This is a genomic window from Brevibacterium sp. CSND-B09 (assembly GCF_052906525.1).
This window is the reverse complement of sequence record NZ_JBREGI010000001.1, coordinates 1,615,832-1,629,379: the sequence shown is the minus strand read 5'-3', so window position 1 is coordinate 1,629,379 and position 13,548 is coordinate 1,615,832. Positions and strand designations below refer to the sequence as shown.

At 64.5% G+C, this 13,548-nt stretch carries 10 protein-coding genes; 7 read left to right on the top strand and 3 right to left on the bottom strand.

What is annotated here, in order from left to right:
• The first annotated feature begins 56 nt into the window (after positions 1–56).
• Complete coding sequence (locus ACU4IU_RS07375; RefSeq protein ID WP_446656317.1) at positions 57–1,256, top strand: pyridoxal phosphate-dependent aminotransferase; 1,200 nt, start codon at positions 57–59, stop codon at positions 1,254–1,256.
• Positions 1,257–1,439: 183 nt separating this feature from the next.
• On the opposite strand, the gene ACU4IU_RS07370 is transcribed toward ACU4IU_RS07375, so the two are convergent.
• The 3 genes from ACU4IU_RS07370 to ACU4IU_RS07360 form a co-directional block, all read right to left on the bottom strand.
• Positions 1,440–1,982, bottom strand: coding sequence for an acyl-CoA thioesterase (locus ACU4IU_RS07370; protein WP_172172573.1), 543 nt, complete (start codon positions 1,980–1,982; stop codon positions 1,440–1,442).
• Positions 1,983–2,135: 153 nt separating this feature from the next.
• Positions 2,136–3,056 carry a prolipoprotein diacylglyceryl transferase gene (gene lgt / locus ACU4IU_RS07365; RefSeq protein ID WP_172172571.1) on the bottom strand — a complete coding sequence of 307 codons (921 nt, stop codon included), beginning with the start codon at positions 3,054–3,056 and terminating at the stop codon, positions 2,136–2,138.
• Positions 3,057–3,266: 210 nt separating this feature from the next.
• Positions 3,267–5,603 (bottom strand): DUF222 domain-containing protein, encoded by a 2,337-nt coding sequence (locus tag ACU4IU_RS07360; RefSeq protein ID WP_446656316.1) that lies wholly within the window; start codon positions 5,601–5,603, stop codon positions 3,267–3,269.
• A 391-nt stretch (positions 5,604–5,994) separates the two neighbouring features.
• On the opposite strand from ACU4IU_RS07360, the gene ACU4IU_RS07355 reads away from it, so the two are divergent.
• The 6 genes from ACU4IU_RS07355 to ACU4IU_RS07330 all read left to right on the top strand — a co-directional run bounded on the left by ACU4IU_RS07355 (position 5,995) and on the right by ACU4IU_RS07330 (position 13,506).
• Positions 5,995–6,915: a LysR family transcriptional regulator gene (locus ACU4IU_RS07355; protein WP_446656315.1), complete on the top strand. Its 921-nt coding sequence runs from the start codon at positions 5,995–5,997 to the stop codon at positions 6,913–6,915.
• 182 nt (positions 6,916–7,097) lie between these two features.
• Positions 7,098–8,423, top strand: coding sequence for an MFS transporter (locus tag ACU4IU_RS07350; RefSeq protein WP_446656314.1), 1,326 nt, complete (start codon positions 7,098–7,100; stop codon positions 8,421–8,423).
• A 60-nt stretch (positions 8,424–8,483) separates the two neighbouring features.
• Positions 8,484–9,791, top strand: a complete 1,308-nt coding sequence (locus ACU4IU_RS07345; RefSeq protein ID WP_446656313.1) for a M20 family metallo-hydrolase — start codon at positions 8,484–8,486, stop codon at positions 9,789–9,791.
• A complete protein-coding gene (locus tag ACU4IU_RS07340; RefSeq protein ID WP_446656312.1) occupies positions 9,788–11,389 on the top strand; it encodes an amidase in 1,602 nt (533 codons plus the stop codon). The genes ACU4IU_RS07345 and ACU4IU_RS07340 overlap by 4 nt, the downstream gene beginning before the upstream one ends.
• Positions 11,382–12,599: an amidase gene (locus ACU4IU_RS07335; RefSeq protein ID WP_446656311.1), complete on the top strand. Its 1,218-nt coding sequence runs from the start codon at positions 11,382–11,384 to the stop codon at positions 12,597–12,599. Before ACU4IU_RS07340 ends, ACU4IU_RS07335 begins: the two co-directional genes overlap by 8 nt.
• A 163-nt stretch (positions 12,600–12,762) precedes the next feature.
• On the top strand, positions 12,763–13,506 hold the full coding sequence (locus tag ACU4IU_RS07330) for a DUF1345 domain-containing protein (protein ID WP_259358295.1): 744 nt from the start codon (positions 12,763–12,765) through the stop codon (positions 13,504–13,506).
• The last annotated feature ends 42 nt before the right edge of the window (positions 13,507–13,548 follow it).

The window sequence follows — 13,548 nt, the reverse complement described above, 5'->3', positions numbered from 1 at the left end:
ACGCATGGACACCCCAGCACGGACACCTCAGTATTGCCCCGAAGAAGGAGTCGACGATGAAGACTGCTCGCCGTTTGGACAACCTCGGCACCGAGACCGCTTTCCGCGTGGCCCAGGCCGCCGCCGAATGGAAGGCGAAGGGCAACGAGGTCTTCCCGTTCCACCTCGGCGATCTCAATTTCCCGCTCGCTCCTCACATCGTCGACGCAATGGAGCAGGCCATCCGCGACGGCAGGACCGGCTACTGCCCCGGACCGGGGATCCCCGAGCTGCGGGAGGCGCTCGCCGATGACATCGGCTCGCGACGAGGTATGAAGATCGACCCCGCCGAGGTGGTCGTGACCACCGGAGGCAAGCCCGTGATCACGAAATTCCTCCAAGCCGTGATGAACCCAGGTGAAGGCGTGCTCTACCCGAATCCGGGCTTCCCGATCTACGAATCCCAGATCGAATATCTCGGCGGTACGGCCCTGCCCTACCGATATGTTCCGACCTCCGACGGTTTCGCCATCGACCTCGACCACCTGCGGGCATCGATCGACGAGAACACCACCGCCATCATCTACAACGACCTGCAGAATCCGATCTCCGCAGAGTCGACTCCGGGCGAGCGTGAGGCCATCGCCGCGATCGCGCAGGAATTCGACCTGTGGGTGCTCTCCGACGAGGCGTACTTCGAGATGCGCTACAAGGGGAAGTCGCAGTCGATCGCCGCGCTGCCGGGAATGCGGGAGCGCACCGTGATCCTCTACACGTTCTCGAAGAAGTACGCGATGACAGGTTCGCGGCTCGGCTGTGCGGTGGCACCCAAGGAGGTCGCCGAGGCGATCTCGCTGATGAACACCAATGACGAATCCTGCACCAACCAGTACGTGCAGTGGGCAGGGATCGCTGCGTTGCGCGGACCGCAGGGGCCGGTCGGCCAGATGCTGGAGGTGCTGCGCAAGAGACGTGATGCCACCTGTCGGCTCATCAACGAGATTCCCGGCATGTCCGTGGCGACGCCGGGCTCGACGTTCTACGTCTTCCCCGATGTCACCGAGGCGATGGAGACGAAGGGAATCGCGACTCTGGCGGACTTCACCACCGAGGCGCTGCACGCCACGGGTGTCTCATTCTGCACTCGCGAGCACTTCGGGTCACCGCAGCCCGGTGAAGACCGATCGTACATTCGGCTCGCTTATTCGGGAATCGACGAAATTGCGATCACGACCGGGCTCGGCCGCCTCAAGGAGTGGATCGAAGCGGGGCGGTAGTCCGTTTGGCGGGGTTGTTTGCAGTGGTACCGGGCTGCGGCGCCGTCGCGACCACGGCTCTGTCCGGACCGCGGCGCCGTCCCAGCCACGGCTCTGTTCGGGCCACGGTGCCGTGCCGACCGCAACTCAACGCGGACCACGGTGCAGTGCCGAGACCACAGCTCGGTCCAGACGACAGCTCTGTTATGTCCAGCTGCTCCAGGCAGGCCGGCGGGTGCTCGGCAGCGCGTTGTCACGGCGCCAATCGTGGATCCAGTCGGGCAGTTCGGGTTCGTTCTCCGGCATCCCGAACGCCTCGATGAGGTCGTCCCTGGTGAGCGGCCGGTCCTCGGAGATCAGGCGGGTGGCGACATAGGCTCGGGCGAAGATCTCGCCGTCGACGACCATGCGCTGTTCGAAGAACACGGTGCGCTCGTCGATTCCGCAGACTTTGGTCTCGAGGTTGTAGCGCTGCCAGAGTTTCAGTGATTTGCGGAAGCTGATGGTCTCGGCGCTGACGACGCCGGTCCACCCGCGCTCACGCATCGCCTGCCATGCTCCGCTGCGTACCATCATGTCCAGTCGTCCCAGGTCCATGATGGAGAGGTACTTGCCGTTGTTGAGATGCATGAATATGTCGATCTCACCCAGGTGGACGCGCATAGGGAGGGAGTAGGTGTCCCAGATGTCGCGCGCGGAACGTCGGCGGGACCTCAGCAGGTGCAGGATCATGCGGAAGAAGTGCATGCAATCTATGTTACTTGACAGTAGTTTGATGGGCGACCATAACCCTGCCGGGTGAATGGGGCTCTGATTGATGAACGTAGACCCGACGGCGAATGCGCCCACGGAAGGGTGCGCATCCACGGACCCGGGGAGCCGCCTCGGCGAGGGTGGGTGTCAGTCCTTCGCGGTTTCGGGTTCGCGGCCGGGGATGAACGGTGATTCTTCGGGCTCGGGGTGGCGCTTCCACTGGATGAGCATGATCGCCACACCGAGAGCGACGGCGCCGATCGCGCCCCACACGTTGGTGCGCAGGCCGAGGATGACGAAGCTCGGATCGAGGCGGATGGACTCCCAGACGATGCGACCGGCGCCGTACCACATGAGATAGACAGCGAATAGGCGTCCCCACTGGAAGAAGACCTTGCGGCCGAGGTAGAGCAGGACGAGAGCGCCGAGGCTGTTCCAGATGACCTCGTAGAGGAACGTTGGATGGAAGAGGGTGCCGGGGGGAGTGCCCAGTGGGATTGCCGGATTGCCGGGATCGATCTCGAGTCCCCAAGGCAACGTGGTGGGCAGGCCGAAGAGCTCCTGGTTGAACCAGTTGCCGAAGCGACCGCAGGCCTGAGCGAGGATGAGGCCCGGTGCCAGGGCGTCGAGCAGAGTGGTGAGTTTGAGGCCGAGGCGGCGGCACATGATCCATGCACCCAGCGTGCCGCCGATGAGTGAACCGAAGATCGCGATGCCGCCCTCCCAGATCGCCCATACCGAGCCGGGTTCGAACGGGTTCCACGGGTTGCGGCCGGGACCGAAGTAATCGGTGTAGTGCGTGATGACGTGATAGATGCGGGCAAAGACGATGGCCATCGGTACGGCCAGAGTCGCGATGTCGAGCACCTGCCAGTCCTCGACACCGCGCCTGGTCAGGCGGCGGTTCGTCAGCACAATGGCGATGATGATGCCCACGAGGATGCACAGTGCATAGAAATGGATCGTCAGCGGTCCGAGTTGGAAGCTCGAGATGGACGGGCTGGGGATTGCCGCCGAGATGTCGTGTGGAATCGCGGTCGCGCTGGAAGTCACTAGGCCGAGGTGCATGAGGCCAGTCTATTTGCACCCGTCTGAGAATCTCTTATGCAGCGTCTGCTCTCTGACCGGCGAGGACCGTTTTCGGGCCGATTGCTGTGCCGCCTGCGCTCCGACTAGCGCGTAAACCCGAGTCCTGTGGGGTGAAGGCAGCCGCGACAAGGCCTTTCGCGCTCACATCAGAATGGAGGCACAGCGGTGCCATTGAATGGCCATGCGCAGCTACGTGCCGAAGAGGCCGTTGATGATGTCGTCGGTGACGAATCGTGAGTGGAGGATGGGAGTGCGGGCGGGGTCGATGCTTTCGGGCGGTCGCCATGCCGGCCGTCCGTCGCCGAGCATGAAGACTTCCCAGTCGGAGCGGTCCATGAGGTGGTGGTGGAAGGAGCAAAGCAGGCACATGTTGTTGATGTCTGTCTTGCCGCCCAGGGCGTGCGGCACAACATGGTTCACGTCGCACCACCCCGCTGGTGCGTCGCAGCCGGGGAACACGCATCCGCGATCCCTGGCGGTGACGATTGCGGTCTGCTTCTTGTTGGCGAAGCGCTGTTCCGTGCAGATTTCCACAGTGCGAGCCTTTTCGTCCATCAGGTGGAAGAAAACGGTGCCATCGAGGCCGCGTCGAGCGACGTCGCCCATCGGGAAGCGGTCGCCGGAGCCTGTGGTGGCTTCGCCGATGCCGTTGGCAATGTCGGACGCTTTGGCTGTGACGACCAGGGCGTAGGGCGAACCTTTGGCGGCTTCTTTCATGCTGATGCGCGAAATGAGAGTGGCGAAACGTTCGTAGATCCAGGCCTTCGCACTGGGCTGCTCGCTCATGAGATCGACGGCCGAACCATCGGCGCGGACCCCTTGACCGGCATGAACGGGGCGGTCGGCAGCGGAATCGGCCGTATCCGCACCGGCGTCACCGGCAGCTTCACTGTCGGCACTGGAATCGTTGGCGGCGTCTAAGACAGCCCATGGGGGAGCGTCATAACGATCGCCGGTGAGCACTGCGTCGATGGGTTCGAACTTCTCTTCGCCGGCAGCCTGACCGAGTCCGACGTTCGGGAAGAGCGCGGGAGCGTCGTCGGCCGCGGGGCGGGCCGCTTCAGTGTCGGTGGGGCGGACGTTGTTCGATGTGGTGTCGTCGCCCGATTCTGCAGTGTTCGACGGGTTGTCACCGGTGGGTTCTGCGGTGGTCGATGTGGTGTCTTTCGCGGATTGAATCCTGGAGGTCAGCAGTCCGTGCAGTTCGGATCCCGCCACGGGGTCGAGGACGCCTTCCAGCCTCCAGTCTCCATTGCGCTTGGGCCGGGCAGTGATGAAGTAGGCGGAACGATCGCTGGGGTCGAGCGGCTCGGTGCCGTCGGGGTCGATGAGAGCGAGCATCCGACGGAAGATGTCGCGGAGCTCGCTCACAGTCACCGATTTCGCGTACTTCACGAGGTCGGTCTCCACACGGGACTTCGTCTCGTGATCCACCCACGCGGGCAGTGCCTTGAGGCAGTCTTCGATGACAGTGAGGTGCTCCGCGTGCAGGGTGCCGAGGTGGAGCTGCTCGGCGACGAGCGGGTGTTCGGGCTCAAGCGATTGGCCGTCGAGCGCAACTCGTCCGCCGAGATTCTCTGCGAGCCTTGCCCGGCGGTTAGCTTCTCGCCCCGAGAGGTTGAGGCGTTCCTGGATGAGCGCCTTGGTCGACTTGGCGCCACTGTCCTTAGGCGTGCCGACACGTTCGTAGGCGGCCAGTGCCAGGGTGGACAGAGATTCACTGAGTCGACGCAGAGCCTCTGCTCCATCGATGACCTGCAGGGCCTCGTTCGGCCCCATCGGCCGGTCGAAAGCGCGAAGACCTCCGACCAGTTCGGTCAGGGAGGCGATCGAGTCGGTGATTTCGGGAGCGCTCGCGGCAAGGTCGTTCCACGCCGCGTCGGTGAGGATCGGGTGCATCGAGGTTGGTCGTTGAGAATCAGTTCCAGCCTCGGGCTGAGCGGCGTCAGGGTCCTTCGTAGTGGCCGAGCTGGCGGGGCCCGCGGATGTGGGCTGCGTGGTTGAGCGGGCCTGCTCGTTTGCCACAAACAGTGCGGTCGGGTCTGGACCTGCGATCGTGTCTGTCGGGCCGTTCGGCTCGTTCTCAATGGATGTCGCTGATTCGACGCCTTCGCTCGACTGTTCGCAACCGACAGCCGTGCCAGCTGTGTTCGGTTGTCCGGCATCGACAGCCGACGTGTCTTCGCCCATTTGTTCGTCGTCGGCGATCGGCGCATTGTCAATCGCTGCGTCATCGTCGGTCGAAACTGGGTCAAGGGCTTCGAATACCTCGGCGAAGTGGTGGCCGCTGAGGTCGAGCCCGGCCGCCTTGAGCTGTTCGGCCAGTGTTGCGGGGCCCGATGTTTCTTCGGGTTGTGCTTGCGCGGTGTCCTCGGGTGCGTGGGCATTCTGAGATGTGGCGCCCGCGAGATCTGCCGGTGTGGTGTTCGTTGGCGGTCTTCTGCTCGCCCCACCGCGCGAGTCAGTGGCAGCGCGGCGGTCGCGCTTTCCTGACTTGCGTCGCTTGCGGTCGGGGGTGAAGGTCATCGCTGTTGAGTTCCGTTCGTCATTGAAGGTCTCTTAGCTCAATTGTAGGCAGCCAGAGAATAGAAGACAATAGAATCTTCGAAAAAAATTCGACTGGAAATGGCATACTAAATGTAAATGTCGCTTTTGAGTTGGTTATTGGGATGTGAGTCAGTTTGAGGGCACTTTACTCGTCGGCACTGACTCGGGATCGGCGACGATTGAAGTGTCGGGAGGATTCTCGGAACGGGGTCCTACCCGGTAGAGGTGGGTGATCTGTGCGATGCTTGGCGTCCGGGAAGGGTTGGAGCCTGGCCGCCTGGGAAGGGTTGACCGGTAGTGCTCGGATAGAGCCGCCTCGGCGAGGTTGGATCTGCACGCATCGCCATTGTCGGTGGGATGATGGGGAGCTATGGCCCTTGATTTCACCCTGGTGCAGCTGCGCTACTTCCAGGAGGTCGCCAGGCGGGAGAACATGACCGAGGCGGCGAAGCAGCTCAACGTCACTCAGTCGGCGATCTCGACGGCGATGGCCCAGCTCGAGCGGACCATCGGCCTCGACCTTTTCATCAGGCAGAAGAACCGATCGGTCGTGCTCTCTCCGGCAGGTAAGCGATTCCTGGCCGAAGTGACCAGCTTCCTCGAGGCTTCCGATGCGCTCGGAGAAACTGCGCAAGGGCTGTCCCGGTCTCTGAGCGGAAGCCTGACCGTCGGCGTGTTCTCGCCGATCGCGCCGACCCGACTGCCGCTGATCCACGACGAGTTCGCGAAGCGCTATCCAAAAGTGCAGGTGACGTACCTCGAGGCCGACCTGGAAGAGCTGCAGAGGGCCGTCACGGCAGGCGATTGTGATCTGGCACTGACGTACATGCTCGGTCCGACGGGCCGATTCGGCACGTTCCTCCTCGACGTCGTCGAGCCTCACGTTCTGGTGTCCCGCAATCATCGCCTTGCCGGGGGTGGGCAGCCGAAACCGGTGCGCCTGAGTGAACTCGCCGACGAAGACTACATTCAGCTCGATCTGCCCTTCTCCAGGCAGTACTACGACGAACTGTTCCGCATCGCAGGGGTTGTGCCGAAGACGAGGCATTCGTTCTCCGGCTACGAGACGCTGCGGTCGTTCGTGGCGATGGGACACGGGTATTCGCTGCTGAGCCAAAGCGTGTCATCGGGTACCTATATCGGGCTGCAGACCGTGGATGTTCCCCTGCTCGACGACTTCCCGAGCATCGACCTCGCCGTGATCTGGCCCAGCGGCGTGCGCTTGAGCCGACGCGGGAAGGCATTCTGCGAAGTCAGCAAAGAGGTTCTGGGTGCTGCGGTGAAGCAGTGACGGTCCGGGCGCCGACCACGTCTGCTCTCATTGATTCAATTGATGACAATGTTCAAAAGTATCTGTTGGACTGATTCCGATTCGCTCATCACAATAAATGGCAGGCATCACACGGGCAGACGGTGATGCTTCCGCCCCATCAGGGTGACAGCCCCTTCATGGGACAGAGCAAAGGAGCTTTGATGTCCACTCCCACCACCGACCAGGAGCACACGCCCACAGCCGACGGCCGTGGTCGGTCGACGAAGATGCAGCGGAAGGTGCTCCTCGGCGGCAGCATCGGCCAGTTCGTCGAGTTCTACGACTTCACGTTGTACGGTCTATCGGCAGTGATCCTGTCCGAGTACTTCTTCCCCGACGGCGACCGGATCACCGGTCTGCTGGTCATCTTCGCGACCTTCGGAGTCGCGTTCGTCATGCGCCCCCTCGGCGGACTGTTCTTCGGAGCTCTCGGCGACAAGGTCGGCAGGCGGCAGACCCTGACGATCACGATCTTCCTCGTCGGAGCCTGCACAGCCCTCATCGGCATCCTCCCCGGTTTCGACACGATCGGGTGGTTCGCGCCGATCCTGCTCATCCTCGCCCGACTCGGCCAGGGCTTCTCTGCCGGCGGCGAATCCGTCGGCGGACCGTCCTTCGTCTACGAGCACGCTCCGATTGCCAAGCGCGGACTGTGGATCAACATCACCCTGGCCGCGACGGCTCTGCCTTCGGTGTTCGCCGGCGGCCTCATCCTCCTGCTGTCGACGGTGATGAGCGATGCCTCATTCGACTTATGGGGCTGGCGCGTTCCTTTCCTCCTGGCGCTGCCGTTGTCGGCCGTCGGGCTGTGGATCCGGTCGAAGACCGACGAATCCGAGCTGTTCAAGAAGACAGCTGCCGAACGGCCCAAGGAGTTCAGCCCGATCCGCGAAAGCTTTCGCGAGAACTGGGTCGGGATGCTCCAGGTCTTCTTCGTCCTCGGCGTCACCGCGCTCGGCTTCTACATGCTCTCGGCGTACTTCGTCACCTACATCCAGACCACCGGCGACCTCAGCCGCGAACAGTCGCTGCTGACAAACGCGATCGCGATGGCCAGCTACACGATCTTCCTGCCCATCGCCGGCCATCTCGGTGATCGATTCGGACGTCGGCCCATGCTCATCGCGGGTGCGATCCTGCTCGCGGTCACCTCGGTGCCGGCATTCGGGCTTGTGACCAGCGGACACATGGGGCTGGCATTCCTCGGGCAGACGATCTTCGTCCTCGCGCTCTGCTGCTACGGCGGCGGCTGCTACACCTTCTTCTGTGAGCGATTCTCGACGAAGACGCGGTTCACCTCGGCGGCCATCAGCTACAACATCTCCTACGCGGCGCTCGGCGGAACCGCTCCGTTCGTGGGCACGTGGCTCGTCGACATCACCGGCGTCAATACCGCGCCCGGCTATTACATGGCCGCTGCGGCCGCCGTGTGCCTCGTCCTCATTTTCGTCACGCGCCTCCCCGAGACCCGCGGACGGTTGGGGTAGACGCGCCAACCCCACCACAGACCCACACCCACACCACCCACAAGAAAGCAGCGATCAGCAATGAACCATCAGGCACCCCCATCCTCCGACGCGGCCTTCCTTGCAGACTTCCACTTCGTCGCCACCATCGGTGCCACCGACAACAACGGCGTCGACCGGCAGGCGCTGACGGCCGAAGACAAGCAGACGCGCGACTGGATGCGCGGCTGGGCGACGGACAAAGGCTTCGACGTGCGCGTCGATGCGATCGGGAACATGTTCGCGTGCCTCGAGTTCGTTCCCGATGCCCCGTACGTCCTCATCGGCTCCCACCTCGACTCGCAGCCGCTCGGCGGTCGCTTCGACGGAGCCTACGGAGTCATCGCAGCCCTCTTCGCGGCCCTGCGCGTCAAAGAGGAGCTCGCCGAATCTGGCCTCAAACCCACCTTCAACCTCGCCGTCGTCAACTGGTTCAACGAAGAAGGCGGGCGCTTCGCCCCGTCGATCATGGGCAGCTCCGTCTACGCCGGGCTCTTCGACCTCGACGAGATGCTCGCCGTCGCCGACCTCGAAGGCACCACCGTCGCAGAGGCGCTGGGCGCCATCGGCTATGCCGGCACCGACACCCCGCCGGAGGCGATCACCTACGCCGAGATCCACATCGAACAGGGCCGAATCCTCGAACGCGAAGCCACGGACATCGGCGTCGTCGAGTCCAGCTGGTACACGCAGAAGCTCGACATCGACGTACTCGGCGAGCAGTCCCACACCGGGGCCACAGCCATGGCCGACCGCCACGACGCGCTCGTCGCCGCGGCCAAGGTCGTCCTCGCCGTCGCCGAGGTGGTCGACGAGTTCGAGGAAGAAGCCCTCGTCTCTTCGGTCGGCCAGCACGTCGTCGAACCGAACTCTCCGATCGTCGTGCCCCGCCGCGTCCACATGGTCGCCGACCTCCGCTCCTCCGATCCTGCCATCGTCCAAGCCGCCCGCGACTCACTGAAGACGCAGATCGCCGAGATCGCCCGTGCCCACGACATCACCATCAACGCCCGCGACTTCGACATCCGCGACAAGCGCCACTTCCCATCCGAAGGCGTTGAACTCGCCGAGAAGGCTGTCGCCAACGAAGGCCTGAGCATCCGCCGGTTGGAGACGATGGCCGGCCACGATTCCGTGGCGATGAATCACCGCGTGCCCGCCGTGATGATGTTCGTTCCCAGCGTCGACGGCGTCTCCCACTGCGAACGCGAGTTCACCACCGATGAGGACATGCTCCGCGGTGTCCGCGTACTCACTTCGGTCGCCGGTGAACTCGTCCGCGGTGAGCTCGCCGATGTCCGCGACGGTGCCGTCTGGGTCGGTTCGTCCGTCGCCGAGGCGCGCGCATGAGCACCGATACCCCGCGCCCCAGCGCCGCCGCCTCGGCCGCAGACCCGACCAGTTCGACAGCCGAACCCTGGACCCTGTCCGCCGCCGAGGCGCTCGCCGCCTTCCGGTCCAAGGAGCTGTCCCCAATCGACTACCTGACCTCCTTCATCGGCCGCATCACCGCCGAAGACGAGCGCATCAATGCGGTCACCGAAGTCGTCGAGGAGGCGGTCACCTCGGCGCGGGAAGCCGAGGACTTCTACGCGAACGCCACCAGCGATGACCTCGCCGAGGCGGCCGTCTCCCGGCCATTGCTCGGACTTCCCGTGATCGCCAAGGAGAAGCACGCGCTCGCCGGCCGCGGCCTCACTCAAGGGCTGCTGCACGAACGCGACACCGTCGCCGACCATGATGCCGCGATCATCGCCCGCATCCGCGCTGCCGGCGGATTCGTCCACGCCCGAGCGACCTCTCCGGAGTTCAGCTGCGCGACCATCACGCACTCGCCGTTGTGGGGCGTGACCCGCAATCCGTGGAACCCGGACCTCTCACCGGGCGGGTCCTCCGGCGGTTCCGGTGCTGCGCTGGCAGCCGGGTTTGCGCCCCTGGCCACGGCCTCGGACATCGCCGGATCCACGAGGCTGCCCGCCGCCTTCACCGGCACCGTCGGGTACAAGGCCCCGTACTGTCGGATCCCCGGCGCCCAGCCTCTGGCCGCGGATTGGTACCGCGGGGACGGGCCGATGGCGCGTACCGTCGCCGACGCCGCCCTGCTCGCCAAGGTCATGGTCGGGGTCGATCCGAGCGATCATGCGACCATCTCCTCGCCCGGGTTCCTCGCTGAGTTCGACCCCGCCGAGGCGGCCGACCGACTCCGCGGACGCAGGGTCGCTCTGTGCGTGCGCTTGGGGGACTTCCCCGTCGGGAAGGACATCGAAGCGAATACCCGCGCGGTCGCCTCGGCGCTGGAATCGGCCGGGGCACACGTCGAGGAGATCGAACTGCCGTGGACGGCCGAGCGGATCTTCGAGACCGCGTTCACCCACTTCGGGAATCTCCTCGCCCCCGCCATGCGTGCCGCCACCCGCGGCCACGAGGACACCCTGGCCGAATACACGCTGCGGTTCATGGCCGACGCCGAGGCGGTCGCCGGCCGCCGCTCCTTCTACGACGGACTCGCCATGGAAGCACAGATCCAGGCGGAGCTGGCGTCAGCAATGGACGGTTTCGATGTGCTCTTGGCACCCACCTCGGCGGTGGCGGGATTGGAGGCCGGAGCCAGCTACCTCGATGGGATCACGATCGGCGTCGACGGCGTCGGTCGCGAAGGGGAACACGCTTCCGGGGCGGACGGTGCGTCCGACAACAGCGGAAGAGACGGTGTGCGCCTCGACCACTACTGGCAGGCGCATATGACGATGCCGTTCAACATCTGCAACCGCGTGCCGATCGTCAACGTCCCCTCCGGCATGGCCGACTGCGGCATCCCCACGGGTGTCCAGGTCATCGCCCACCCCTATGACGACGTCCGCGCCTTCGACGTCGCCGCCGCCATCGAAGCGCTGTGCCCATGGCCCGGACTGGCGCCGACGGTTCAGATAGGCTCATCGGATGGATGAGCACACCCTCGCCGAGATGGAGCGAGCCGGAACGCAGTTCAACGCCGTCACAGCGATGACCGTCGACCGTGCGAATGCCCTCACCGCGGAATCGATCGGCCGCCGGGATTCCGGTCAGCCGCCTCGGCGATTGGAGGGGATTCCCTTCGCGATCAAAGACGTCATCGACCTCGTCGGATACCCGACGACGATGGGATCGAATGTGCGCAGCGATGCCCCGGCTGCTACCTCGGCGCCGGTCGTCGACCGACTCGAAGCGGCGGGCGCGATCCCAGTGGCGAAGACGAACTGCCAGGAGTACTCCTACGGAATCCTCGGCGACGAGTCGGCCTTCGGCCGAGTCGTCAATCCTGTTGATGCGGCACTGTGCACCGCCGGGTCGAGCTCCGGATCGGCCGCACTCGTTGCCGCCGGGGTGGTGCAGTTGGCTTTGGGCACCGACACGGCCGGGTCCGTGCGGGTGCCGGCGGCCTGCCAAGGCGTGCTCGGGTTCAAACCGACCTTCGGCGTCGTGCCCGTCGACGGAGTCTTCCCGCTCTCGCAGAGCTTCGACACCGTCGGACTCTTCGCCTCCGACCTCGGCGTGATGACCACGGCTTTCGACGTGATCGCGGGAGCCGGTTCGGGTGATGGCCGAGGGAGCAGTGCACACACCATCGATGTCAGTCTCTTCGCGGATGACGATGACCGGGCGAGAGACCTGCTCAGGTCGGCTCCCGAGCTCACGATCACCTCGGCGAGTGGGCCGGCCCTGGACGAACTCCTCGACGACCTCGCACCGATCTACGATTACATCCGCCTCTATGAGGCTTTCGAGGTCCACAGAGACCTCTTCGCCGAGCATGCCGCGGACTACCAACCGGGTGTGGCCAAGAAGGTCGAGGTAGGACGGGGCCTCGAGCAGGCTGAATACCGGACGCAGCTGGACGCGCTCGCCAAATTGCGGGAACGGTCACTAGCGGTCTTCGGCGGCACCGACTTCCTGCTCACTCCGGCCATCGACGGGCCCGTGGCCCGCTGGGATGAGATCGACTCCGGCACGGCGGCGAAGTTCATGCGCTATTCGATGCCATTCAACGTGCTCGGCTGGCCGGCATTGACGATCCCGCTGCCCGGGGCCGGAGCCGGAGACAGACCACAGGCGGTGCAGCTGGTCGGTCGCCCCGGCAGCGACCGCGACCTGCTCGCCTTCGCCTCGCAGCTAGTCTGACTAGACCCGTGGCTGGTCTGACATGGGGATCAGTTCGATTGATTCGGGATGCCTGGTCTGACTCGGTGCCACCGGTCCGATTCGGAGATCGGCGGAGTCGAGCCCACCCTCGACTAGGCTGAACTCGAACAGCCGCCGCGTCGAACGAACCGGAGCCGGGCCGATGAGACCCACGCACAGTCAGATGCTCACCCTCTCCGACGACTCGCGCGCAAATATCGCGGGAGTTCCTGCGCTCATCGTCAGCGGCATCCTCGTGTTCGGATTCGACTTCGACCCACTGGGTTCTGGCCCGAGCATGGCTGCATCGCTGGCCCTGCCGCACGAGGTCATCAACCTCTTCCTCGTCTTCTGGCCGCTCTTCGCGCTGACCTATCTGCTGTGGACCCACGCGGGACTGAGAGACCTCGACGAGACCGAACTCATCGTCCATTCCCGGTGGTCAGTGGCGAACCGCCGACGATGGTGGTCGCGGTGGTTCGGGATGGGCGGAGCAGTGTCCTGGGCGACCATGGCTGCCTATCTCGCATTCATCTTCAACATCTTCCTCGTCACCTCTGACTCGAGCGCCAGCATCGTCGTCTCTGCGGCGCTCGGCATCGCGAATGTCATCGCCTCGTGGGCGGTGCTCGTGTATTCGTTCGCACTCGAGTTCATGCGTCTCGACCTCAGTGGCGGCGGCAGCCCGGGGGAGCGGCAACTCGAATTCGACATGGAGGGCCCACGCGAGTTCGGCGACTACCTGACCTTCTCCGTGCTGTCATCGACGATGACGGCCGCGCTCCCCGGCCGAGCGGTATCGCGAAAAGCCTGGCGACTGGTGCGCACGAACGTCATCGTCGCCTTCGCCTTCAACTCCGTCGTCGTCGCGACCCTCGTCTCGATGATCCTCTCCTACGTCATGTGACCGTCACAGGCACAGCCCCACCCCGTGAATATCGCCGAGGCG